Origin of the sequence: Bacteroides caecigallinarum (assembly GCF_021531075.1) — a bacterium.
GTDB lineage: Bacteria > Bacteroidota > Bacteroidia > Bacteroidales > Bacteroidaceae > Phocaeicola > Phocaeicola caecigallinarum_B.
The window spans coordinates 49,781-73,835 of sequence record NZ_JADYTJ010000008.1 but is presented as its reverse complement, the minus strand read 5'-3'; the positions used below and the strand labels follow the sequence as shown (position 1 = coordinate 73,835).

Here is a 24,055-nt window from a genome sequence, read left to right as displayed (position 1 = left end):
GCCGAATCACTTTTCAAGCAACGCAATCATATCCTGATAAGTGAAGTTTGTAAAATCAGGAATAACTACATTACATTTGTCCTTTATCGCCTCTTCAGGATTAGTAGTGCTCAATCCCACAACGGCCATTTGTGCAGCTGTCCCTGCCTGCAAGCCATGAAACGAATCTTCGAAAACCACACAGTTGGCAGGTACTGTATCGAAAACCTCTGCTCCAAGAAGGAAACAGTCCGGAGCAGGCTTAGAGCGGGTAAACATTTCTGCTGTAAGAATCCTGTCCACCAAATCTTTAAGCTCGGGATGTGATGCATAGACATTTGCCATTTTCTTTTCGTTGGAACTTGTCACGATAGCTATCTTCACACCATTATTGCGAAGTTCTTTCATAAAACCAGCCACTCCAGGTACATATTCGTATTTCATTTCACTTTCGAATTTGTTCAGCCCGGCAGTAATTTCCGCCTGGGCATTATCCATACCCTTGAAAAAGCGGTCGTATATCTGAGTTAATGTCTGTCCTTTAATAAGCAATCCGAAATTCTCCATTTCGGGATGATATTTACGTCCTACTTCGTTCCAATATATTGTATACTGCGATTCTGTATCCATCACCACGCCGTCAAAATCGAAAAGAGCGGCTATATTTTTAGTTTTATCCATTGTTTAGTTTCTTCTGTTATTACTTGTCGGTCAATAATGTTTTATAACGTTCCCATCCAACCGCTTTATACCATGAGAGTGTTTCGTAATAAGAATTCCATGAACTCTTTTCCACTTTGTATGGAAGATACATTCCTATACCACAAAAGTGACCTTCTTCGATTGTATACAACGAATTTCCTACCGTAGGATATTGTATTCCATATAGTGCCTCTTTTGCTACTACTACTTTATTTATAACATCATCTAGTGCTACTGTATTTCCATCATTCAGGACTCTAAAACAGTCTACAATATCAAATGAGAAATATTTAAATGAACCAACCCCATATTGCTGAATATCATCAATATCCAAAGTGAGTAGCTTTTCCGAATTTTCACCCAAACTGTTTGCAACTGCCTCTGCCAAATCATCCATCTTACTGCAATCTACAGCAGCACAAGTTCCCCATGCTTCCAATTCTCTACTATAATCAATATAGTCTTTACATATTTCATCATATGGAACAGTAGTTCTAAACAGTTTTGGCAAAATTACATCGTAAGGATGCCCATAAACATGTGTCTCCACAACAGCCCCTATCAAGTAATCTGTTACATCCTTAAACTCATAACAAACTTCCGCTGTAGCCATCATACATGCATCAAAAAGAATGAAATCCAACTGTTTACCACTGAACACTTCCTCCAGCACGTCAGCCATTTCAGGAATATTGATGTTATATCCTGCATCATCACCAAACGACCTGCCTACAACTTCATTCCCCTGCATCCAGCTAGTGCCATGAGATCCGAAAATAATACCATAATTTGTAGATGGAGAAAGTTTTAACATTTGCTCCAAAACGCGGGACATCGTTTTCTTGTCTAAAGCATTATGTGTTTCATCAGGAAAAACACTTATGGAAGCAGCTTTTATAACATTAGCAGCTGTCAAATCTTGTCCGACGAGAGATTGCTTATTGTTTATGTTTCCTTTACCATCCGAATTGTACTGCAACAGACTAGGACCTTCCAAACCGTCGGCATCACTGCTGTATGGACGGTAATACACCAAAAGAGTACATGAATCTTTAGCTTGCGCCAATCCGGAATACATGTCAACAAGATTCTGTTTCAAATACTTATCTAAGTTTGTAGAGTTATTATTAGAAATCAAATACGCCAACACTGTTCTTCCAGATTTCAGAGTTGCTTTTTCTTCAGGAATCTCATCCGAACAAGAAACAAATACTATGACAGACAAGATTAAAAATAATAATTTCTTCATTCCTTTATAAAATACATAAAAACAAAAACGCATCGTAATGCCATATAAAAAGCATAACGATACGCAAAACATGAAGACTAATACATTTCAGCCTTCTCAAACTTAAATTCAGGGTTTACACTTTTCAACACCAGGCTACCACCCTTTTTATACTTTTCCTTCAGTTGTGACAATTCCTTTTGAAGTTTATTCTTCTTTACATTGAAAAACATAAAGCATGTACGGTTCTTGCCATTCTCCTTAGTTTCCAAATAATCTTTTAGCTGGAGACTATACTGTGAACGTCCAACTAAAAAGCCTTTGCTATCGACTACAGCACTATCTAGAAACTGAATATCTGTGATATAGACAAGAGAATCAGTAAAAGATGCTGATACCCCCACCATATAAACTCCGTATTTATTCTTATCTTTTGATTTCTTTGCTGCAGCACCGACCACTATCGATATTGCAAACAAAAAACATAACAACTTTATATATTGCATAATCAATTATTTATAATGTGACAAAAGTAATCATTTATGATTAAAACAGAAAACGTATGCTCATAATTTAACATACAGAAACAAAAAACAGAACCAAGCTAATGAAAACCTGATTCTGTATTTCTTTTCGGAAATCAATCTCTATCTTATCCTAAATAAGATTTGAGCAGCTTGCTACGCGAATTATTTCTTAATCTTCTGATAGCTTTTTCTTTAATCTGACGTACGCGCTCACGTGTTAGCCCGAATTTGTCGCCGATTTCTTCCAACGTCATTTCCTGCGTGTTTATACCGAAAAACATCTGGATTATCTCCTTCTCTCTGTCGGTCAGCGTAGATAGTGCTCTGTCGATTTCCTTCGAAAGTGACTCATTAACCAAAGAACGGTCCGCCATAGGCGAATCATCATTCACCAACACATCGAGCAAGCTATTATCTTCGCCTTCCACAAAAGGCGCATCCACAGAGATATGTCTTCCTGACACTTTTAAAGTATCTGAAATCTTGTCTACAGGAATTTCAAGCTCATCTGCCAATTCTTCAGGTGAAGGACGACGTTCGTTTTCTTGTTCGAACTTAGAGAATGCCTTACTTATCTTGTTCAATGAACCAACCTGATTCAAAGGCAAACGCACGATTCTTGACTGTTCTGCCAATGCTTGAAGTATTGACTGACGAATCCACCACACGGCATAACTGATAAATTTAAAACCACGTGTTTCATCAAACTTCTCAGCAGCTTTAATCAAACCCAAGTTTCCTTCATTAATCAAGTCAGGCAAACTCAATCCCTGATTTTGATACTGCTTTGCAACAGAAACGACAAATCGCAAGTTGGCTCTAGTAAGTTTCTCTAACGCAATTCTGTCCCCTTTACGAATGCGCTGGGCAAGTTCTACTTCCTCTTCTACTGTGATCAAGTCTTCACGACCTATCTCCTGCAAATACTTATCCAGAGAAGCGCTCTCTCGGTTAGTGATACTTTTGGTAATCTTTAATTGTCTCATTCTTTAAAATCGATTTGGGTGCAAAGTTATAAAATTATGTAGAAACCAGCAATTATTCTATCCAATATTATAACTTTTTTATTTATAGGCAAATGATAAAAAGAGGCGTATATGCAAATCTTACATAAAACGCCTCTTAAAATCTCTTACCTTAATTAATCAATCTATATACCTATTTGTTTATATTATTCTGTTTGAGATAAATCTACTGCATAATTTGCGCGCTTGCCAGAAGGATAAACTCCTGTCATAAACAATACCTGATCTGGTGATTGTGATGCTGCCTTCATAACGTCTTCAAGATCCTGAACTGTCTTAAGCTGTTTGCCGTTGGCTTTCAGGATAATGAATCCCTTACGGATACCACTGTCGGCCATTCTACCTTCAGTAACACCTGTCACCTGAACACCGTATCCTAAATTCAACTGACGTTTCAATTCATCTGGCACAGCACGGAATGCAGCTCCAAGAATTTCCATATCAGCTTTCTTGACTACTTTAGTATTACCCTGTGCATTCTTAAGAGTGATAGTGAATTCTTTCTCTTTCTTGTCACGGAATACAGTTATCTTGACCTTATCACCAGGACGATATTGAGCAAGCAATCCCTGAAGATCCGCCATTGTCTTGACTTTCTTACCGTTCAATTCAAGTATAACATCATTTACCTTAAGAATACCATCAGCCGAACCACCTTCAGTAACTTCTGCCACCTGTACACCTTCATTTATTCCAAGTTCCTTTTGTTCTTTCTTGATTTCATCAGGATAGTTCATATTTTCATCACCCATATTTCTACCACCGATTCCAAGCAACGCACGCTGTACAGTTCCATACTGTTTCAGGTCTGTCACTACTTTAGTCATAATGCTTGTAGGAATTGCAAATCCGTATCCTGAATAAGCACCTGTTGGAGAGAACAACATCGCATTGATACCTACAAGTTCTCCACGCGCATTAACCAATGCACCACCACTGTTTCCCTGGTTGATTGCGGCATCAGTCTGAATAAACGATTCTACCTGATTTGCACCAAGACCTCTAGATTTAGCACTAACCACACCAGCAGTAACGGTAGAACCCAAGTTGAACGGATTACCAACAGCCAATACCCATTCACCTACTTTCAATTTATCAGAGTCTCCCACCGGTATTGCAGGAAAATCATCACCCTCAATCTTAACCAAAGCAAGGTCGGTAGTCGGGTCGGTACCTATCACCCTACCCTTGAGTTCTCTACTATCCTGAAGTTTTACACTGATTTCATCCGCTCCATCAATCACGTGATTATTGGTTACGATATATCCATCTTTAGAGATAATCACACCTGAGCCAAAGCCTTTCTGTTCCGGAGTTTCAATCTGACGCTGACGTCCGCGACCGTCTCCAAAGAAATAATCGAAAATATCAGGCATTTGCTGTATTGTCTGTACTTTGCTTCTCTGTGTAGCAACAATATGTACTACAGAATTCAATGAACTTTCTGCCGCCTTTGTCAAATCCACTGGCTGCATGCTGTTTGAATCCATTGCAACAGCGCGAGTCAAAGGCATTGTATTGAATGACTCAAAAAAAGTCTGACTTTCTTTCGGTTGATTATTCTGAGATACGACATAAGCCGTAACACCTGCAACTCCTGCACTTACTGCAACCATTGAAGCTGCTCCTATCGCAAATTTAGTTACTGTTTTCATAATCTTATCTATATTAAATTGTTAATTTCACTACTTGTTTAACATTTCATCCGCTAAAGTATAACAAATTCCATACGGTTGTACTCCTAAGTATCAGTTTTTTCCCTCTTTTAACATTGGAATTATCCCGATTAACCCGTGTTAACGAGGTAAACTGACAAATTTACATTCATTACAAGTAACTGACAACACAAAAATAAAAGTATTTCTGCCAAGTCTACCGTTTTTTCAGTTTATTTCCATACCTTTGCAGTAAGAAAGCAGCAGACCGGTCTGTCGCTGGTATTCCATACAAGAGGAAAGTCCGGGCAACACAGAGCATCCTACTTCCTAACAGAAAGCTGTCCGCAAGGGTAGAGTAATGTAGAAGAAAATAACCGCTCCCTCGGGAGTAAGGGTGAGAAGGTGGGGTAAGAGCTCACCAGCCGTATAGCGATATGCGGGCTGTACATCTTAGGAGTTGTAAGGTCATGTAAACCGGCATTAACGAGGGTTGCTCGCCCCACGTCGGAGGGTAGACCGCTAGAGCCTGTCGGCGACGACGGGAGTAGATAAATGACAGACATCCCTGCCCGTCAGGGAAACAGAACCCGGCTTATAGGTTTGCTGCCTTCTTTTTTATAGTTATTCACCATCAACCCATACTATGCCAAAACTTCCTATCAACAAATGGAAAAAGTTTCTTCAGAAAGATTTATGGATAGCCGATGAAGAAAAATACCCTCCAATTATCAGGACTGTAATAAAAACCATAAGGATAATAATCCTTTCAACAGAACAATTCAACAATAACAGAATAGCAGTACGTGCTTCAGCACTTACATACAGCACACTTTTGTCCATTATCCCTATACTGGCAATCCTATTTGCAATAGCACGAGGATTCGGTTTCGACTCCATAATAGAAAGTCTTTTCAGAAAGAACATGAATGCAAGCCAGGCAGAACTTGTATTCACCTGGATAAACTCCTATCTGCAACATGCCAAGAGTGGAGTTTTCATCGGGGTAGGTATCGTTATGTTGCTTTGGACAATACTTATCCTGACTGACAATATAGAACGCAGTTTCAACACCATCTGGCAGGTAAAACGTCCCCGCACGGTTTTCAGGAAGATAACCGACTATTTTTCAATGATACTTCTACTGCCACTGCTCATAGTGGTTTCAAGCGGTATATCAATATTCATGACTACTTTCCTGAAAGAGATGGAGACATTTACCCTTCTCGCTCCCATCATGAAATTTTTCATCCAGCTTTTACCATATGCAATTATCTGGATAATGTTTATCGGGCTGTTTGTTTTCATTCCAAACACCAAGGTAAAGCTAACGCATGCCATCATACCCGGAATACTTGCCGGAAGCGCTTTCCAGATTTTCCAGTACATATATATAAACAGCCAGATATGGGTATCAAACTACAATGCCATATACGGAAGTTTCGCTGCCATACCGATGTTTTTGCTATGGACACAAATTTCATGGAGCATATGCCTCTTCGGCGCGGAGATGAATTATGTCAGCCAGAACCTTGAATCATTCAAATACGGTAAAGAATCAAAAAAGATAAGTCGCCGATACCACGATTTCTTCTGCACTGTGATACTATCCAGAATCTGCAAACGCTTTGAAAGTGGTGAAGATCCATATACGGCCGAAGAAATAAGCAAAGAAAACAAGATACCGATAAGACTCACCAAGGATATACTATACGAACTGCAGGATTTGCAGTTGATATACGAAGGAGTAAAAGAAAAGGGAAACACCGAAGAAGTGTGCTACCTGCCAGGCATGGCAATCCACAAACTCACTTTAGGTGTTATGCTCAACAAGCTGGATTCAAAAGGATTTGAAGAATTCAATATAGACAAAAGCCAATACACCGCATCATGGAACGCTATGATCAAGGCACGCGAAGAATACACCTCGCAGAACAACCAGATATTACTAAAGGATTTATAATAAAACGGCAAACGGCTCTCAAACAATCTTTAATGTTCGGGAGCCGTTTTCATTATTTATCAAAAAAGAAATATCATTCAGACGTAAGCTTCATCATCCTACTTAAATATTTGCCTATTATATCAAATTCTATATTAACCACACTTCCAGGCTTTATAGTGTGGAAATTAGTATGTTCGAAAGTATAAGGAATAATTGCAACCTGGAATGAATCTTCAGTGGGATTACATACAGTAAGACTTACTCCATTAACCGTTACAGAACCTTTATCTACAGTAAAATAACCTCGCTTTGCCATCTCCTTGTCAAATTTATATTTGAAAGTGAAATACCAGCTACCTTCTGCATCATCCACAGCAACACAAGTTGCAGTCTGGTCCACATGTCCCTGTACGATATGACCATCCAGACGTCCGTTCATCATCATACTTCTTTCCACATTGACCTTATCCCCTATTTTCAGCAAACCGATATTAGAACGTTCTATTGTTTCTTTCATGGCTGTAACCGTGTAAGTTCCATTCTGAATGCTTACCACAGTAAGACACACTCCGTTATGAGCTACACTCTGGTCTATCTTCAGTTCGTCAACAAAAGAACATTTCAGTGTAAGATGAAGATTCTCCTGTTCTTTTACTATATTAACCACCTCTGCAAATTCTTCTACAATACCTGAGAACATAAGTATATATTTAAAAAGTTAATCAATAAAACAAATTCCTTCCATTATTCCGGAATAGGCTTGCTCCATACAGTCTCACCGTCCGAATCGACCACGGATATAGTACCACCGGCATACTGTTCAGTAAAAGCATTTCCTTTTTCCAGCATATCTTCAGCCATATGTATGGCTTTTTCCATAGTTTTCAAAGAGAACCCTTTATTATCATAAGAGTCATCATCAGAAAAATAAATGTCGTAAGTTTTCATGTAAGTCAATATTTAATCTTTTGCGCGGCAAATATAATGAAAGTAGAACGCAAAATAAACAAGAGTCAGATTATTTTTTATCGAAAAATGACAATATCCTGATGATACAAATTTTATAAAAACAAAAAAGAGAAATCGGCATATAACCGATTTCTCTCTGTGAGCGGAAAACGAGACTCGAACTCGCGACCCTAACCTTGGCAAGGTTATGCTCTACCAACTGAGCTATTTCCGCAATTCTGTGAAGGAAATGAGACTCGAACTCACACGACATAACTGTCACTACCCCCTCAAAGTAGCGCGTCTACCAATTCCGCCATTCCTCCATAACTGTATAAGATTTGTGCCCAGAACAGGACTCGAACCTGCATGCCTCTCGACACACGCACCTGAAACGTGCGCGTCTACCATTCCGCCACCTGGGCAAGTGCAAAATCTAAACAGATTTCTTCTTGAGCGGAAAACGAGACTCGAACTCGCGACCCTAACCTTGGCAAGGTTATGCTCTACCAACTGAGCTATTTCCGCATCTTGTTCAAAATGTCAATTTTTCTTTCTGTGAGCGGAAAACGAGACTCGAACTCGCGACCCTAACCTTGGCAAGGTTATGCTCTACCAACTGAGCTATTTCCGCATTGTTTATTCAATCGTTAGTTGTTTTCCCGATTGCGAGTGCAAAGGTATAGCTTTTTCCGAAACTACCAAAACATTTGAGCACTTTTTTACAAGTTTTTTCTCAAATAGTTGCAAGTATCTGATTATCAATATATGTAAAAAAACATGGTTTGCAACAAAAATTTTAGCTTCGTTGCAAACCATTTATATCAGCACATTCTGTCTCTGTAATCTTCGTATCTGAATGTCTTGTAGACCTCCAATTCTCCATCAGTATGAAGTATTGCAATCGAAGGATGATGAATACCATTGAACATATTTGTCTTCACCATAGTATAGTGAATCATATCCTCAAACACTATTCTTTCACCCACCGACAGTTCATGATCGAACTTCCAACTTCCCATATAGTCACCACTCAGACAGCTGTTACCTCCCAGCCTGTAGATATGCTCATCCGGAGCGGCTGTTTTCACGGCATCTATAGGAAGCGATTCTGCCCCACGTACTGCAGGCTGATACGGCATTTCCAGACAGTCAGGCATATGACAAGTGAAACTTACATCAAGTATTGCCGTACGTATTCCTTTACTCTCCACCACATCTACTACAGAAGCAACCAGCGGACCAGTCTGCCATGTAAAGGCAGAACCCGGCTCAAGGATAATCTGCAAATTAGGATAACGCTGTCTCAGCCCCTTCAGCAGACCAATCAGATGATTAACATCGTAATCCTTTCTTGTCATCAGGTGACCTCCACCAAGATTCAACCATTTCAACTGAGGGAACCATTTTGAGAATTTCTTCTCTATATGCTCAAGAGTTCTTTCCAGTTCATACGAACTTGATTCGCAATGACAGTGGCAGTGGAATCCTTCTATACCTTCAGGGAGTTCATCAGGCAATAAATCGGCAGTCACACCAAAACGTGTTCCCGGCGCACATGGGTTATAAAGTTCCACTTCCACTTCTGAATATTCCGGATTTACACGTATTCCCAACGACACATTCTCGCCAGATTCTTTCGCCATAGGATAAAAACGATTGAACTGCGAAAGAGAATTGAACGTGATATGGCTGCTATACTTCAGAAAAGCAGGAAAATTTTCTTCTGTATACGCCGGCGAATAAGTATGCGCGCGACTTCCGAATTCCTCATAAGCCAAGCGAGCCTCATATTCTGAACTTGCAGTAGTATAATTGATATACTCTCTGAAAATAGGAAACGATTTCCACATGGCAAAAGCCTTGAAAGCCAAAATGATTTCCACTCCTGCCGATTCGGCTACATTCTTTATCAGACTCAGGTTCTTTCTGAGCAATTCCTCTTCCATGACATAGCATGGAGAAGGCACTTTAGTCAAATCCATAATTCTAATTATCCAATAATTTTAAAACGTGCAAATTTCAATAACAGCTGCTTGTCTCCAGCATTTTCAAACCTTACAGTGGCCTTGCAATTATCACCACTACCTTCCAGGCGTACTACCTCTCCCCTACCAAAACGCTCGTGCTCTATAAGTCGGCCAACTTCTACTCCGTGTGTATCGGCTTTGCCGGACGATATACCCTGCATGGCCGAAGTAGATGCAGTAGGAATAATTCTTTTCAGATTCCTTGGCGGCACAGGTTTAACAAATCTGATCGGTTCCTGAGGTATTTCTCCACCATCGAACATAGAAGGTCCGTTGCTCCTGTACGAATCAGTCCTCTCATAGTTCCTTCTATAACCGCTTTCGTAGTTTCTTTCATAATTGCGTTTGGCATATCCTTCGTTGCTTCGAACTGCCGCAAATCCACTATCGGCAGGCATCTTCATGAATGCCGGATTAATATCTTTCAGGAAACGACTGGGATTACAGAATTCAGGCTTCCCGTATTTATATCTGTTTTTGGCATAAGAAATGAAACAATTCTCCTCGGCACGGGTTATAGCCACATAAAACAGCCTCCTTTCCTCCTCCAGAGCCCTTGGCGAATCGGAAGACATAGGTCCCGGGAACAGATTTTCCTCCATACCCACGATAAACACATTTCTGAACTCAAGTCCCTTGGCAGAATGAATAGTCATCAGAGTGACCTTGGGCACACTGTCATCTTTTTCTCCATCCTGGTCTGTAAGCAACGAAACCTCAGAAAGATAATCAGTCAGGAACATTCTTTCATTTCCCTCCTGACGGCGTATATCGCAAAAGTCGTACATACCGTTCACCAGTTCGTCGATATTCTCACGCCTGCTCAAGCCTTCGGGCGAAGTATCCTGCATGATATCCGCCATAATACCGGATGCTCCTACAATCTCCTTACCCAAATCGTAAGCGTTAGTATTTTCTACCTTGCTTACAAATCCGGCAATTATATCCTTGAATCCCTGCAATTTGGCATGAGTTCCTTTATTTATATTCAGTCCATAATCAAGAGGCGAAGAAATGACCGTCCATAGGCTTACTCCCTCCTGTGCTGCCGTTGCTATAATCTTATTCAGTGTAGTATCGCCTATCCCTCTGGCAGGATAGTTTATTACCCTTTTCAAAGCCTCACCGTCATGAGGATTTACCGCCAGACGGAAATATGCTATAACGTCCTTTATCTCCTTTCGCTGATAGAACGACAGACCTCCATATATCCTGTATGCCACAGCTCGCTTACGAAGAGCCTCTTCGAATATTCTACTCTGAGCATTGGTTCTGTACAGAATGGCAAAGTCACTATACGGCTGTCCGTTCTTTACGTGCATGGAAGTAATCTTGTTCGCCACAATCTCACCTTCCTCCACATCGCTATATGCACTTGTCACTGTTATAGGCTCCCCTACTGAGTTTTCCGAGAATACCTCCTTCTTTATCTGTTCGCGGTTTTTTTCTATAAGGCTGTTTGCTGCCTTTACAATCAACTGTGTGGAACGGTAGTTCTGTTCCAGTTTGAACAGACGGGCATTGGGATAATCTTTGGTAAAATTTAAAATATTATTAATTGTAGCCCCACGAAAAGAATAAATACTTTGGGCATCATCACCAACAACACAAATTCTATACGGTTCTTTTACCAATAACGATAATATTTTAGATTGAACTGTATTAGTATCCTGGAATTCATCAACAAGAATATATTTAAAATTATTCGCATATCTATCACATATTTCTGGATGATTCTTTAAAAGAATATAAATATAAACAAGTATATCATCAAAATCCATGACATTTCCCTGTTTACATCTTTCAAAATACATCCTGTATATATCTCGTAAGTATGGAATTTTTGCATCATTATCATTTTTATATAATTCTGAATTTACTGCATATGCATCAGGCAAAACCAAATGATTTTTAGCATTACTTATACGTGATAATACCAAACCTGGTTTATAAACCTTTTCATCCAATCTTAATTCTTTTAGTAATGATTTTATAAAGCTTTTAGAGTCAGCAGAATCATATATAGTAAAATTATGTTGAAAACCTATATATTTTGCTTCATATCTTAATATACGCAAAAAAACAGAATGGAAAGTCCCCATCCAAATATAATCCGACCAAGGTAATCCTATTTCAGCATTAACCCTATCTACAATCTCTTTTGCAGCTTTATTCGTAAAAGTCAATGCTAAAATATTACGAGCATCACAGATCTTTTCTTGTATCAGATATCTTATCTTATAAGTAAGCACCCTCGTTTTTCCTGAACCTGCTCCGGCTATCACCAGCGAAGGTCCCTCATTATAAAGCACGGCAGCACGCTGGCTTTCGTTGAGTTCATCCAAATAATCAGTCATCTTTTATATAAATGTATAGATAAATCAATAGAATATTTCAGCTGCAAATTTACACAAAAGATACGACATTCATAGTTATATATTTATACATTCCTCTATTAAGCATATCTCAAATAAAATATCGCACCTACCTTATGCTATTATTTATCCGGTTCAGTGTAATAATATAAAAAAACGCCCCGTCATTTTAACTAAAACGACAAGACGTTTCAAGTAAAATGACAAGACGTTTTTCTTACAATCTATAAATTATTGAAATTAAAGCCTATTATCAGTTTTTGAAACTATGTATAGGAGCAGGAATACGTCCTCCTCTGTTTACGAAAGCATCGCAGCTGAAACGGTTGATAGGCATAACAGGCGCATATCCCAAAAGACCTCCGAACTCTACAGTTTCGCCCACTGTCTTTCCCACTACAGGGATTACACGTACTGCTGTTGTCTTCTGGTTTATCATTCCTATGGCAGCCTCATCGGCTATCATACCTGCGATAGACGTAGCAGGTGTATCACCAGGAATAGCTATCATGTCAAGTCCTACTGAACAGACACAGGTCATGGCTTCAAGTTTTTCTATCGTAAGGGCTCCTGCCACTACTGCATCTATCATTCCCTGATCCTCGCTTACAGGAATAAATGCTCCGCTAAGACCACCTACGTATGATGATGCCATAACGCCACCTTTCTTAACCTGGTCGTTAAGCAAAGCAAGAGCTGCCGTAGTACCCGGTGCACCCGGATATTCAAGACCAATTTCCTGAAGTATTTCGGCTACACTATCGCCTACTGCAGGTGTAGGTGCCAGTGAAAGGTCGATTATACCGAAAGGAATACCCAGACGATGAGATGCCTCTTGTGCCACGAGCTGTCCTACACGTGTTATCTTGAATGCTGTACGTTTGATTGTCTCGCAAAGAACTTCAAAGCTTGCTCCTCTGATTTGTTCGAGTGCATATTTCACTACTCCCGGACCACTTACTCCTACGTTTATAACGGCATCGTCTTCCGATACTCCGTGGAATGCACCTGCCATGAACGGATTGTCGTCAGGAGCATTACATAGAACTACCAACTTGGCGCAACCAAGTGAGTCGCGGTCTTTTGTCAACTCTGCAGTTTCCTTGATTATATCTCCCATAAGACGTACAGCATCCATATTGAGACCTGTCTTTGTAGAACCTACATTGACAGAGCTGCATATTCTCTCTGTACATGCCAATGCCTTGGGGATGGAACGTATGAACAGTTCGTCGCTATGACTCATACCTTTAGAAACGATAGCAGAGTAACCTCCTATAAAGTTTACTCCCAACTCGGCTGCCACGCGATCCAGTGTCTGGGCAATTTTTACATAATCGTCGGAAGTCTTGCAAGCCGAACCGCCTACAAGTGCTATCGGTGTTATGGAAATTCGCTTATTCACGATAGGAATACCAAATTCCTTTGATATTTCCTCGCCTGTACTTACCAGCTTTCCTGCAAGACGTGTTATCTTATTATATATATTCTGACAAAGGACATCCAGATTTCCGTCGGCACAATCCAGAAGATTGATACCCATAGTGATGGTGCGGACATCAAGATTTTCCTTTTCTATCATTTTGTTGGTTTCAATAACCTCGGATATATTTATCATGAGTTTTTGAGTTTTTGAATTTATAAGTTAGGTAACGAGTTGACGAGTTGACGAGTTTTTAGCTTCGCCAGATGTTAATTCCATTCGGATGGCAATCCTTGTCACCTTGTAACTGAAACCTTGTCTCCTTTTCTTAGATACGGTGCATCTTGTCGAAGATTTCTTCTCTCTGACATTTTACCTGAACACCCATTGTTTCTCCCAGACTTGACATTTCTGTAGCTATCTGTTCAAAAGGTTTATCAATGGCTGACATATCGACAATCATCATCATGTTGAAATATTCCTGAACGATAGTCTGCGATATATCAAGTATGTTTACTTTGTTATCTGCCAGATATGTACATACTTTTGCTATGATACCTATAGTATCTTTTCCCACTACGGTGATAATTGATTTATTCATCTTTAATTGAATTTTAATTACTAATTTGCCGACAAAGATAGTTAATTGATTTCAAAATGAAAGAGTTATACATCAAAATATCGCAAAAATCTATAATCCTTTGGATTTTGCCTCATTCCACAGTTCATCCATCTCGCTGAGAGTCATATCGTTCAGGTTTTTTCCTGCCTTAATGGTGTGCTCCTCCAGATAGTTGAAACGGCGGATAAATTTCTGGTTTGTGTGTTCCAGTGCATTATCCGGATTAATCTTATACAGTCTTGCCGCATTGATAAGGCTGAACATCACATCGCCAAACTCGGCTTCTGCCTTTTCCTTATCCATATTGCCGACCTCTGACTCAAACTCGGTGATTTCTTCCTTCACTTTTTTCCATACATCTTCCCTGTCTTCCCAGTCGAAACCTACGTTACGCGCTTTGTCCTGGATACGGTATGCCTTTATCAGTGAAGGAAGTGCGGCAGGTACTCCGCTCAAAACAGATTTGTTGCCGTCTTTTTCCTTCAGCTTTATCTGCTCCCAGTTTTCAGATACCTTCTCAGCTGTATCGGCTTTTACTTCGCCAAATACGTGCGGATGGCGGAAAATGAGTTTGTCGCATAATTTATCGCACACATCCTTTATATCGAAATCGCCAGTCTCACTACCAATCTTGGCATAGAATACTACGTGAAGAAGTACATCGCCCAGTTCTTTGCAGATGTTCTTCTTATCATTCTGTATCAAAGCATCACAAAGTTCGTAAACTTCCTCTATAGTGTTGGGACGAAGACTTTCGTTTGTCTGCTTTCTGTCCCACGGACATTTTTCACGCAATTCGTCCAGCACATCAAGCAGACGGCCAAATGATTGCATTTGTTCTTCTCTTGTACTCATTATTATATGTTTATTAGTTGACGAGTTGACAAGTTGACGAGACTCTACATAAGGATATAAACCTTGTCAACTTGTAACTGAAGCCTTGTATCTCATTTATCTTTAGTTCTTTCCAAACTGCTACGCACGAAACGCATGAACAATTGTGCAGCCTCTATCTCCTGCCCTTGAGCGGACACAAAACAGAAATGGCGTGTAAACTGAAGCCCGGACACATCTATCACCCTGAACTGTCCTTCGCCCAATTCCTTCACCAAAGCGGCAATGGAGATAATCCCCATACAGTCGCTACATGCCAGAAAAGACTTGATACTTTCCGTACTGCCCAAATGCATTCTTACATTAAGCGATGAAAGTTTCAATCCTTCCTCTGCCAGAACTGTTTCTATAGCATCCAGTGTACCCGATCCTCTTTCTCTCAGGACAAGTGGAATCTTGCAGAATTCTTCAAGGGTTATTTCCTCTACATCGGCGGGAAGAGCAGACGAGCGTACCACCGGCACCAGTTCATCGCAAAGAAATGCCTCGTATTTAAGGTTTGGAGTACGGAACACTCCTTCCACCATACCCATGTCTATAGTATGTTCCGACACGGCATTCTCCACATTACGGGAATTTGTATCAATAAGTGATACTTTAATCTGGGGATATTTATCCGTAAACTTTGCAAGTATCGGTGGAAGAATGTACTGTGCTATGGTAGTGCTTGCTCCCAGACGCAGTTCGCCGGCATATTCGTTATTGAGCAGATGCATATCGTATTCCATCTTGCGATATTCTGTAAGAATGCGTTCACAATGCTCCATCATCACCTTTCCGGCTTCTGTAAGGGAAATCTTGTTGTTCATACGGTCAAACAGACGTACATGATACATGCTTTCCAATTCATGCACATGTTTTGTCACTGCCGGCTGACTGACAAACAGTTCCTGCGAGGCCTTTGTGAAACTTAGATTCTTTGCAACACTGTAAAATACTTTAAGACGGAAATCGGACATGACTGTTTTATTTTTAAATGGCATTTAAATAGTGTTTAAACACTGTTTAAAAGGTAGCTAAATGCTGTTTAAATATCAATATCTATTCTGCTGCCGACGATAGTGGGCAGAGCTGCCGACGATAGTGAGCAGTGGTGCTGACTATAGTCGGCACCAAGAAATATATGGACATTACAACTCATCAGCTCTAACTCCCAAAGACTGAAGGACTGCAAAACCCAGCATCTCAAAAGAATATGCAGCCTCATCCTTAGGAGGATTCATTCCGAAGAGTGTTATGCTGTCTTTACCTTTGATCTTATTGAGTGTGGAATGAGTTTTCTGCTGATAAGCGTCTTCATCGGCAACAGCAACAACACGTTTCACATCCTTGGATTCACCGGCAAGCATAAGAGCCTCGTTAAAAAGGTCCTCGCATGTAGCCATATCAGAAGGCTGGAAAGAATAGAGCGAAAATTCGCCAAGCTGACTCTTGAATGCTACATTATTGAGTTCCTTATCCAAATCGGACGGAGTACAGAACGATATGCGTGTCTCTTCCGGACTGTATATGAAAATTACCTGAACGGCATTGTCGCCCAACACTACTCCTGCATCAAGCGCAAGACATTCAAGCAACAAAGCAAGGTCAGCCTTAGGCAACTCTCTGTTTAATATAGGTGAAAAATGATTGGCCATATCGCGGACCACTCTATCAAGATATGATGCATCAATAAGCATCACGTTTGGTGCAAATTCTATTTTCTTTTCCATAAAAATTCAATTACCGTGTAAAGATACTAAAAACTTTACAGACAAACTGTCCTGAAAAAGGACAAAATTGCAGTATTAAGTGCTAAGTATCTGACATTTAGACATATAATCATTCACAAAACAGGTTTGGCAAGGTGTTTGGAGTGATATAAGCGTGGTTTAAGACAAAAGAACATAAGGACCCAAAAATATAATCTTTTGTTCTTATGTCAAAATAAATAAACATCAGTAAGAATAAAAAAGAAAGGAGAATATATATGAATTTCAACAACTTTACAATCAAATCGCAAGAGGCCGTACAGGAAGCTGTGAACTTGACACAAAGCCGGGGACAGCAGGCCATAGAGCCGGAACACATACTTGCAGGTGTATTGAAGGTAGGCGAAAACGTGACCAACTTCATATTCCAGAAACTTGGAATAAACGGCCAGCAGGTAGCTACAGTTCTTGACCGTCAGATTGCATCTCTGCCTAAAGTTTCCGGTGGTGAGGCTTATCTGAGTCGCGATACTAACAATGTATTGCAAAAGGCAGTTGAGTACTCAAAAGAGCTTGGCGACGAGTTCGTTTCACTTGAAGCTATAATTCTGGCTTTGCTCAATGTAAAAAGTACAGTGGCAACTATTCTGAAGGATGCCGGAATGACCGACAAGGAATTGCGTGCCGCAATCAGCGAACTCAGACAGGGACAGAAAGTAACTTCACAATCAAGTGAGGACACTTATCAATCTCTTTCAAAATATGCAATTAACTTGATTGAGGCTGCACGTACCGGTAAGTTGGACCCGGTAATAGGTCGTGATGAAGAAATCAGACGTGTACTTCAGATTTTGAGCCGCCGTACAAAGAACAACCCTATCCTGATAGGTGAACCGGGTACAGGTAAGACAGCTATCGTGGAAGGCTTGGCACAGCGTATCCTGCGTGGTGACGTGCCTGAAAACCTGAAGAACAAACAGCTGTTCTCACTCGATATGGGTGCACTTGTAGCAGGTGCAAAATATAAAGGTGAATTTGAGGAAAGACTTAAATCTGTAATCAACGAGGTAACAAAATCGGACGGTAACATAATATTGTTCATCGATGAGATACATACCTTGGTTGGCGCAGGTAAAGGCGAAGGCGCGATGGACGCCGCAAATATCCTGAAACCGGCATTGGCTCGTGGTGAACTGAGAAGTATCGGTGCTACTACCCTGGACGAATATCAGAAATATTTCGAAAAAGACAAGGCTCTTGAACGTCGTTTCCAGACTGTAATGGTGGACGAACCTGACACCCAGAGTTCTATATCAATCCTTCGTGGTCTGAAGGAAAGATACGAGAACCATCATCAGGTACGTATCAAAGACGAGGCTATCATAGCTGCCGTTGAATTGAGTAACAGGTATATAACTGAACGTTTCTTGCCGGATAAAGCTATCGACCTTATGGACGAGGCTGCAGCCAAATTGCGTATGGAACGTGACTCATTGCCTGAAGAACTTGACGAGATTGAACGCCGATTGAAACAGTTGGAAATTGAACGTGAGGCTATCAAGCGTGAGAAGGATGAAGCCAAACTTGCACAGCTGAACAAGGAGATTGCCGAACTGAAAGAACAGGAAACTTCCTACAAGGCTAAATGGCAAAGTGAGAAGGAACTTGTAAATAAAATTCAACAGAACAAGAAGGAAATAGAGCAACTCAAGTTCGAAGCTGACAAAGCTGAACGTGAGGGTGACTATGGACGTGTGGCTGAAATACGTTACGGCAAATTGCAGGCTCTGGAAGCTGAAATAAAGAATATTCAGGAAGACCTGAAACACAAGCAGGGCGACAGTGCCATGATTAAGGAAGAGGTAACCGCCGAAGACATAGCAGACGTGGTATCACGCTGGACAGGCATACCGGTAAGCAAGATGCTGCAAAGCGAACGTGAGAAACTTCTTCATCTGGAAGACGAATTGCACAAACGTGTCATAGGTCAAGACGAGGCTATCCAGGCTGTATCCGATGCTGTGAGACGTAGCCGCGCAGGACTGCAGGACCCTAAACGTCCGATAGGTTCGTTCATTTTCCTAGGTACAACCGGTGTAGGTAAGACTGAATTAGCAAAGGCACTGGCAGAATATCTGTTCGATGATGAATCGCTGATGACGCGTATAGATATGAGTGAGTATCAGGAGAAACACTCAGTGTCAAGACTTATAGGAGCGCCTCCGGGATACGTCGGTTATGATGAAGGCGGACAGCTGACTGAGGCAGTAAGACGTAAACCTTACTCTGTTGTATTGTTCGACGAAATCGAAAAGGCTCATCCGGACGTATTCAACATCTTGTTGCAAGTATTGGACGACGGCCGTCTGACAGACAACAAGGGACGTACGGTGAACTTCAAGAATACTATCATCATCATGACTTCAAACTTGGGAAGCTCATACATACAAAGCCAGTTTGAGAAAATCACTCCGATGAATCATGACACGATAGTAGAGGAAACCAAGAACGAGGTGATGAATATGCTGAAAAAGACCATCCGTCCTGAGTTCCTGAACCGTATAGATGAGACTATCATGTTCTTGCCATTGAACAAGAATGAAATAGAACAGATTGTACGTCTGCAGATAAACGGCATAAGAAAGATGCTTGAAGAGAACGGTGTACAACTCCAGATGACTGACCAGGCTGTTGACTTCATAGCTACAGCAGGCTACGACCCTGAATTCGGTGCCCGTCCGGTAAAGCGTGCGATACAGCGCTATCTGCTTAACGATTTGTCAAAGAAACTTCTTTCACAGGAAGTGGACAGAACAAAACCAATCATAGTGGAACGTGGTGGAGACGGATTGAGTTTCCGCAACTGATAATAAAAAAAGAGGTCCGAGGACCTCTTTTTTTATTTCAAAACTTTTGATTTATATCTGTCGCCTGTAGCCTTTACTAACTCTTTAAGGAATTCTTCAGGATATCCTGGGCGTTCCAATGGAGCACAATTTCCGGTTTCAGGAGCAACCATCTTTCCGTTCTTGACTTTCTTTCTTGCCCCGTCGTTATAACGAACGATAAGGAACTCGGCAAGTTTCTTCCAACGGTCAATAGTAGTACGGGCAGTCATATCAGTATAGTTTGTAAGGAAATCCTTAGCCTTTGCCGGATTTTCCTGATACAACTTCAGTGCAGCGGATTCTATTCCTGACTGAGCAGACTCGAAAGTATCTTCCAACTCTTTCTGTACAGCACGCATATCGTCTATCATCAGGCTGTAGCGAGGACGGATCATGTCTGCCACCCAATTGTAAATCCAAAAAGCAGAATCCCATGAGAATGTGATGCAGTCGCCGTTTCCTTCAGCGTATGGAACAGGAATTCTGTCTGTGCAGCAGTAGACCGGAGTAAATACAGTCATGTTTGCATCATCAAGTCCGAACCACAAAACACCACCAACAGGGTCTGGCAAATTGGCACGCATCTGAGCTACGAAAGAAAATGCGCTCTGCTGTGTAGAGATAGGACGTTCGTTGAAGTATTCCACTCCGTCAACCTTGAATGTAAGAGGAGAAAGACGGTAAGGAGTTTCGAAAGGACCTGCACCCATATCCTTAGTAATATCGAGCGGTGTACCTTCGTAATGGTCGCGCATTGCTCTCTGAACATCGCGTACAGAAAGTTTTGAATCAGCCTTTATATAGAGAGGCATAGGCTCTTTGCTCTCGCCAAGGATGTATGGAAGATAAGCATCGCCTGTCGTCTTGCTGAACATATTGTAGAAACTCCACACACGTGCCTCGCAGAAACGAAGACCACCGAAATCAAGTGGACAATATGCATCGGCAAAACTGAATTCAGAGTTCTTGCCGCTGAAATAACCTTTCTCGCGTGCAAATGAGATTACATCCGGAGAATAAAGACAATTATCCTTGTCGTTAAGATTGAATTTATGAATACGACTTTGGTTGGCATGAGCTGCAATACAATCGTCAGGAATACGGACTGCTACCCATACTGCACCTTTGATGCCTGGTCCCTTACCAATCATTTCCATAATCCATGCTTCATTAGGGTCGGCAATAGAAAAAGATTCACCGCTACTATAATAACCATATTCCTTTACAAGATCTGTCATAACCTTAATGGCTTCCTTGGCAGTACGCGAACGCTGGAGGGCTACATAAATCAAACTTCCGTAGTCCATGATACCTGTAGTATCAACCAGTTCAGGACGACCGCCGAATGTAGTCTCACCGATAGTAACCTGATATTCGTTCATATTACCCACTACATTATATGTTTGTCTGGCTTCCTCAATCTGTCCAAGATACTTACCAGTATCCCAGTCGTGTATATCACGCATGGCACCTTCCGGATGTGTAGCAGCAGGATAGTGATACAGCCATCCGAACATTCCGTAAGAGTCGGCAGAATAGGAAACTATTACAGAACCATCGGCAGACGCTTTCTTGCCGACAATAAAGTTGGTACAAGCCCAACCGTTTACTACAAAGGCTGCAAGCAATACTACAGCCATTAACACTCTGTTCATCATAAGCGTTTGTTATTGAATTGTTATTTAGAAATTTAATTGTTTACGAGTTTCGTTTCCGCAGTTGTCTGTCACTATGACTTCTAATTTGTGAGGAACCCCTCTCTTTACTTTGTCTTTATCCTGTATGACAAGAATTCCCTTTTTCAGACCGAAGAGTACGAACTTTCCGTCTATATATACTTTATAAGAAGCGATTCCTGTAGCCTTATCGGACACCTTGAAACGGATATTCGAAGTGGAACGCCACTTAGCCTTGTCCAACGGAATAACAGAAGGAGGAACTGTATCAACGGCCACAGAATACTTTCCAAAACTACGTACCCTTGCTTTCATCCAGCCATTGTCGTATTTACCTCCTACGTAATATGTCCTCCTACCGTCAATCTTCCTGATATAGTATTTATCGGGAGATACTGTATTAAGTTTCCTTACCCCTATCGACAGAGGGCAATAACCGTGAAGCGGAGTATTTCCGGCATCAATATCATATTCAAGCGAAACGGCTGTTGTATCTTCGGCTGTTATGCCTACACTTACCTTTGTATCATCGTAAAGCATTCCTTTGGGTATAATGAATTCCATGCCCGGACGCTGGATTATCGCTGTACGTGATGACAGAAGCAATTCTTCTCCTTTCATACAGTATTCCGGAATATCCTGTTTTTTCCCTCTCACGGTAAAACGGTATTTACTCTTATTTCCGAAATTATCTTCAAGGACATAAACAAACTTATAGTCTCTTTCGCTGTCTATATTCACAACACCCCTATCCTTGCCCACATGATGCAGACGCAATTTATTTCCAGGCGATTTGTACGAACGCATCATCAATCGGCGCGAACGCACAAGTTCGTCATAATCGGTAAAGGTATTTATCATTCTGTTTTCATCTGGAAGCACCCTGTCTGTCTTACTGTTGAACACTTCTACAGAATCCACATACAGAGTTACGGAATGCACCCCGTAAAAATTGGATGTGCCGTCCATATAATCCTTGGCACTTATAGCTGCATATATCTGACCCCAGGCAGTAATCGGGGACTTTACAGATGCTACGGGATAAATCTTTTTATTGGTTGAGCCTTCCACCAATCCTTTACCCTTTACGGGATAAAGCCCTATAAAGCTTGCCTTCGGCGCCTTGGTATCCTTAATCTTACTCCTGAAATATGGCATAGGGTCAAGATATTCATCTGTTCCGGTTTTTCTGATTTCAAGATGAAGATGAGGACCGGCAGATGAACCTTCATTACCGCTCAATGCTATGATATCGCCCTTCTTAAACTTGAAACGTCCCGGTTCGGGATAGAGATAGCAGACGAAAGTCTCGTTGGCATACTGATATTCCCTTACGTATTTCTCTACTTCGGGAGCAAACGAAAGAACGTGACCATAGACCGAAGTATGTCCGTCGGGATGAGTGATATATATAGCCTGACCGTACCCACCATGCTGGACAGCCACACGCGACACATACCCGTCGGCAATACATCGCACAGGATGCCCAACTGTTCCTTTTGTCTTGAAATCAAGACCGTTATGAAAATGATTTGGTCTCAGCTCGCCGAAATTGGCACTGAGTAATAACGGAAAATCCAATGGCGCACAATACTTTATAGTATCCCCGGCATTGACCACCGAAGAAACACAACAAAGTATGGCTAACAAAGCTTTTCTTAAATCAATCATCAACATTCTTATCAACCTTTCTAACTATAAAAATACTTGCTTCGTACAATACAAATATTGGAACAGAAACAAGCAATAATGTAAATACATCTGATGTAGGGGTAATAACTGCTGCCACAATGAGTGCAACTACGTATGCATGCTTTCTATATTTCTGCATGAACGAAGAATGAAGTACCCCTATCTTGGCAAGGAACCAACAAACTACAGGAATCTCGAAAACAATTCCCATAAGCAGACTCAGAAGCATCAGCGTATCAATGTACGACGAAAGCATTATTGTGTTCTGAACATCAAGACTAACCTGATACGATGCCAAAAAACGAAATGTAAGCGGGAATATGATAAAATAGTTTACCAAGACACCTATAATAAACAGCAGATACCCGCTTGTAACTACACGAACAGAGTATTTTCGTTCGTTCTCATATAATGCGGGTGAAATAAAATGAAACAGTTTATATATGACATATGGCGATGCCACTATCAGACCTGCATATATCGATACCATTGCATGCATCATGAACTGACCTGCCAACTGGGTATTGATAAGTGTGGAACAGAATTCACCAGGGCATAAACCAGGCATACCGAGCAATTCGGCCAAACGGCACAGGAAGCGGTAAAAAATGAAATCGGATTCCTTTGGTGCAAGAACAACAGCAAAAAGCTGGTCCTTGAAACAAAATCCAAGAATAGTGAATAATGCTATCACACCCACTATACGGAAAAGAACCCCTCGTAACTCTTCCAAGTGATCCCAGAATGTCATTACT

General features: G+C 41.0%; 19 protein-coding genes, 5 tRNA genes and 1 other RNA gene. 3 read left to right on the top strand and 22 right to left on the bottom strand.

The annotated features are described in order from the left end of the window. Positions 1 to 6: 6 nt before the first annotated feature. The 5 genes from I6E11_RS04020 to I6E11_RS04000 form a co-directional block, all read right to left on the bottom strand. Positions 7 to 660, bottom strand: a complete 654-nt coding sequence (locus I6E11_RS04020) for an HAD family hydrolase (RefSeq protein WP_235336528.1) — start codon at positions 658 to 660, stop codon at positions 7 to 9. Positions 661 to 679: 19 nt separating this feature from the next. Next, positions 680 to 1,930: a clostripain-related cysteine peptidase gene (locus I6E11_RS04015; protein ID WP_235336527.1), complete on the bottom strand. Its 1,251-nt coding sequence runs from the start codon at positions 1,928 to 1,930 to the stop codon at positions 680 to 682. Positions 1,931 to 2,007: 77 nt separating this feature from the next. Next, positions 2,008 to 2,415, bottom strand: a complete 408-nt coding sequence (locus tag I6E11_RS04010) for a hypothetical protein (protein ID WP_235336526.1) — start codon at positions 2,413 to 2,415, stop codon at positions 2,008 to 2,010. A 146-nt stretch (positions 2,416 to 2,561) separates the two neighbouring features. Next, positions 2,562 to 3,422 carry a sigma-70 family RNA polymerase sigma factor gene (locus I6E11_RS04005; protein ID WP_235336524.1) on the bottom strand — a complete coding sequence of 287 codons (861 nt, stop codon included), beginning with the start codon at positions 3,420 to 3,422 and terminating at the stop codon, positions 2,562 to 2,564. 185 nt (positions 3,423 to 3,607) lie between these two features. Then, positions 3,608 to 5,116, bottom strand: coding sequence for a Do family serine endopeptidase (locus I6E11_RS04000; RefSeq protein ID WP_235336523.1), 1,509 nt, complete (start codon positions 5,114 to 5,116; stop codon positions 3,608 to 3,610). Positions 5,117 to 5,376: 260 nt separating this feature from the next. Between I6E11_RS04000 and rnpB the strand changes: the two genes are divergently transcribed. Together rnpB and I6E11_RS03990 are read left to right on the top strand one after the other, a co-directional pair. Continuing rightward, an RNA gene (gene rnpB / locus I6E11_RS03995) (RNase P RNA component class A) lies at positions 5,377 to 5,730 on the top strand. A 32-nt stretch (positions 5,731 to 5,762) separates the two neighbouring features. After that, positions 5,763 to 7,079 (top strand): YihY/virulence factor BrkB family protein, encoded by a 1,317-nt coding sequence (locus tag I6E11_RS03990; protein ID WP_235336522.1) that lies wholly within the window; start codon positions 5,763 to 5,765, stop codon positions 7,077 to 7,079. 73 nt (positions 7,080 to 7,152) lie between these two features. Here the strand turns inward: I6E11_RS03990 and I6E11_RS03985 are convergent, their stop codons facing one another. From I6E11_RS03985 to I6E11_RS03920, 14 genes are all read right to left on the bottom strand, one after another. Beyond that, entirely contained in the window at positions 7,153 to 7,761 is a 609-nt protein-coding gene (locus I6E11_RS03985; RefSeq protein WP_235336521.1) for a riboflavin synthase, read from the bottom strand. 44 nt (positions 7,762 to 7,805) lie between these two features. Next, complete coding sequence (locus tag I6E11_RS03980; protein WP_154044557.1) at positions 7,806 to 8,009, bottom strand: hypothetical protein; 204 nt, start codon at positions 8,007 to 8,009, stop codon at positions 7,806 to 7,808. 162 nt (positions 8,010 to 8,171) lie between these two features. Beyond that, positions 8,172 to 8,244, bottom strand: a tRNA-Gly gene (locus I6E11_RS03975). Positions 8,245 to 8,251: 7 nt separating this feature from the next. Further along, positions 8,252 to 8,335: transfer RNA gene (locus tag I6E11_RS03970), tRNA-Leu, on the bottom strand. 18 nt (positions 8,336 to 8,353) lie between these two features. Continuing rightward, a tRNA-Leu gene (locus I6E11_RS03965) sits at positions 8,354 to 8,434 on the bottom strand. A gap of 30 nt (positions 8,435 to 8,464) precedes the next feature. Next, positions 8,465 to 8,537 (bottom strand) — tRNA-Gly (locus I6E11_RS03960). A 33-nt stretch (positions 8,538 to 8,570) separates the two neighbouring features. Next, positions 8,571 to 8,643: transfer RNA gene (locus I6E11_RS03955), tRNA-Gly, on the bottom strand. A gap of 190 nt (positions 8,644 to 8,833) precedes the next feature. Next, positions 8,834 to 9,994, bottom strand: coding sequence for a carboxynorspermidine decarboxylase (gene nspC, locus I6E11_RS03950; RefSeq protein WP_262911653.1), 1,161 nt, complete (start codon positions 9,992 to 9,994; stop codon positions 8,834 to 8,836). 8 nt (positions 9,995 to 10,002) lie between these two features. Further along, the gene (locus tag I6E11_RS03945) at positions 10,003 to 12,396 is read right to left on the bottom strand and encodes an ATP-dependent helicase (protein WP_235336520.1); all 2,394 of its coding nucleotides are present in this window, start codon (positions 12,394 to 12,396) and stop codon (positions 10,003 to 10,005) included. Between the two features lie 271 nt (positions 12,397 to 12,667). After that, on the bottom strand, positions 12,668 to 14,032 hold the full coding sequence (locus I6E11_RS03940) for a PFL family protein (protein ID WP_235336519.1): 1,365 nt from the start codon (positions 14,030 to 14,032) through the stop codon (positions 12,668 to 12,670). A gap of 133 nt (positions 14,033 to 14,165) precedes the next feature. Beyond that, entirely contained in the window at positions 14,166 to 14,438 is a 273-nt protein-coding gene (locus tag I6E11_RS03935) for an ACT domain-containing protein (protein ID WP_235336518.1), read from the bottom strand. Between the two features lie 90 nt (positions 14,439 to 14,528). After that, complete coding sequence (mazG, locus tag I6E11_RS03930; RefSeq protein ID WP_235336549.1) at positions 14,529 to 15,317, bottom strand: nucleoside triphosphate pyrophosphohydrolase; 789 nt, start codon at positions 15,315 to 15,317, stop codon at positions 14,529 to 14,531. 89 nt (positions 15,318 to 15,406) lie between these two features. After that, positions 15,407 to 16,312, bottom strand: coding sequence for a LysR substrate-binding domain-containing protein (locus tag I6E11_RS03925; RefSeq protein WP_235336547.1), 906 nt, complete (start codon positions 16,310 to 16,312; stop codon positions 15,407 to 15,409). Positions 16,313 to 16,483: 171 nt separating this feature from the next. Then, entirely contained in the window at positions 16,484 to 17,065 is a 582-nt protein-coding gene (locus I6E11_RS03920) for a DUF6621 family protein (protein ID WP_235336517.1), read from the bottom strand. 257 nt (positions 17,066 to 17,322) lie between these two features. Between I6E11_RS03920 and clpB the strand changes: the two genes are divergently transcribed. After that, positions 17,323 to 19,911 carry an ATP-dependent chaperone ClpB gene (gene clpB / locus I6E11_RS03915; RefSeq protein WP_235336516.1) on the top strand — a complete coding sequence of 863 codons (2,589 nt, stop codon included), beginning with the start codon at positions 17,323 to 17,325 and terminating at the stop codon, positions 19,909 to 19,911. Positions 19,912 to 19,943: 32 nt separating this feature from the next. On the opposite strand, the gene I6E11_RS03910 is transcribed toward clpB, so the two are convergent. The 3 genes from I6E11_RS03910 to tatC are packed head-to-tail and all read right to left on the bottom strand — an operon-like array spanning position 19,944 to position 24,051. After that, positions 19,944 to 21,590 carry a C69 family dipeptidase gene (locus tag I6E11_RS03910; RefSeq protein WP_235336515.1) on the bottom strand — a complete coding sequence of 549 codons (1,647 nt, stop codon included), beginning with the start codon at positions 21,588 to 21,590 and terminating at the stop codon, positions 19,944 to 19,946. Positions 21,591 to 21,614: 24 nt separating this feature from the next. Beyond that, positions 21,615 to 23,279, bottom strand: coding sequence for a M23 family metallopeptidase (locus I6E11_RS03905; protein WP_235336513.1), 1,665 nt, complete (start codon positions 23,277 to 23,279; stop codon positions 21,615 to 21,617). Next, positions 23,272 to 24,051 (bottom strand): twin-arginine translocase subunit TatC, encoded by a 780-nt coding sequence (gene tatC / locus I6E11_RS03900; RefSeq protein ID WP_235336512.1) that lies wholly within the window; start codon positions 24,049 to 24,051, stop codon positions 23,272 to 23,274. Before tatC ends, I6E11_RS03905 begins: the two co-directional genes overlap by 8 nt. Positions 24,052 to 24,055: the final 4 nt, after the last annotated feature.

Coding starts and splice junctions, on each gene's coding strand:
- I6E11_RS03935 (WP_235336518.1), bottom strand. CDS start 14,438: ATGAATAAATCAATTATCACCGTAGTGGGAAAAGATACTATAGGTATC.
- I6E11_RS03920 (WP_235336517.1), bottom strand. CDS start 17,065: ATGGAAAAGAAAATAGAATTTGCACCAAACGTGATGCTTATTGATGCA.
- I6E11_RS04015 (WP_235336527.1), bottom strand. CDS start 1,930: ATGAAGAAATTATTATTTTTAATCTTGTCTGTCATAGTATTTGTTTCT.
- I6E11_RS04000 (WP_235336523.1), bottom strand. CDS start 5,116: ATGAAAACAGTAACTAAATTTGCGATAGGAGCAGCTTCAATGGTTGCA.
- clpB (WP_235336516.1), top strand. CDS start 17,323: ATGAATTTCAACAACTTTACAATCAAATCGCAAGAGGCCGTACAGGAA.
- I6E11_RS03985 (WP_235336521.1), bottom strand. CDS start 7,761: ATGTTCTCAGGTATTGTAGAAGAATTTGCAGAGGTGGTTAATATAGTA.
- I6E11_RS03905 (WP_235336513.1), bottom strand. CDS start 23,279: ATGATTGATTTAAGAAAAGCTTTGTTAGCCATACTTTGTTGTGTTTCT.
- tatC (WP_235336512.1), bottom strand. CDS start 24,051: ATGACATTCTGGGATCACTTGGAAGAGTTACGAGGGGTTCTTTTCCGT.
- I6E11_RS03910 (WP_235336515.1), bottom strand. CDS start 21,590: ATGATGAACAGAGTGTTAATGGCTGTAGTATTGCTTGCAGCCTTTGTA.
- nspC (WP_262911653.1), bottom strand. CDS start 9,994: ATGGATTTGACTAAAGTGCCTTCTCCATGCTATGTCATGGAAGAGGAA.
- I6E11_RS04010 (WP_235336526.1), bottom strand. CDS start 2,415: ATGCAATATATAAAGTTGTTATGTTTTTTGTTTGCAATATCGATAGTG.
- I6E11_RS04020 (WP_235336528.1), bottom strand. CDS start 660: ATGGATAAAACTAAAAATATAGCCGCTCTTTTCGATTTTGACGGCGTG.
- I6E11_RS03980 (WP_154044557.1), bottom strand. CDS start 8,009: ATGAAAACTTACGACATTTATTTTTCTGATGATGACTCTTATGATAAT.
- I6E11_RS03925 (WP_235336547.1), bottom strand. CDS start 16,312: ATGTCCGATTTCCGTCTTAAAGTATTTTACAGTGTTGCAAAGAATCTA.
- I6E11_RS03940 (WP_235336519.1), bottom strand. CDS start 14,032: ATGATAAATATATCCGAGGTTATTGAAACCAACAAAATGATAGAAAAG.
- I6E11_RS04005 (WP_235336524.1), bottom strand. CDS start 3,422: ATGAGACAATTAAAGATTACCAAAAGTATCACTAACCGAGAGAGCGCT.
- I6E11_RS03990 (WP_235336522.1), top strand. CDS start 5,763: ATGCCAAAACTTCCTATCAACAAATGGAAAAAGTTTCTTCAGAAAGAT.
- I6E11_RS03945 (WP_235336520.1), bottom strand. CDS start 12,396: ATGACTGATTATTTGGATGAACTCAACGAAAGCCAGCGTGCTGCCGTG.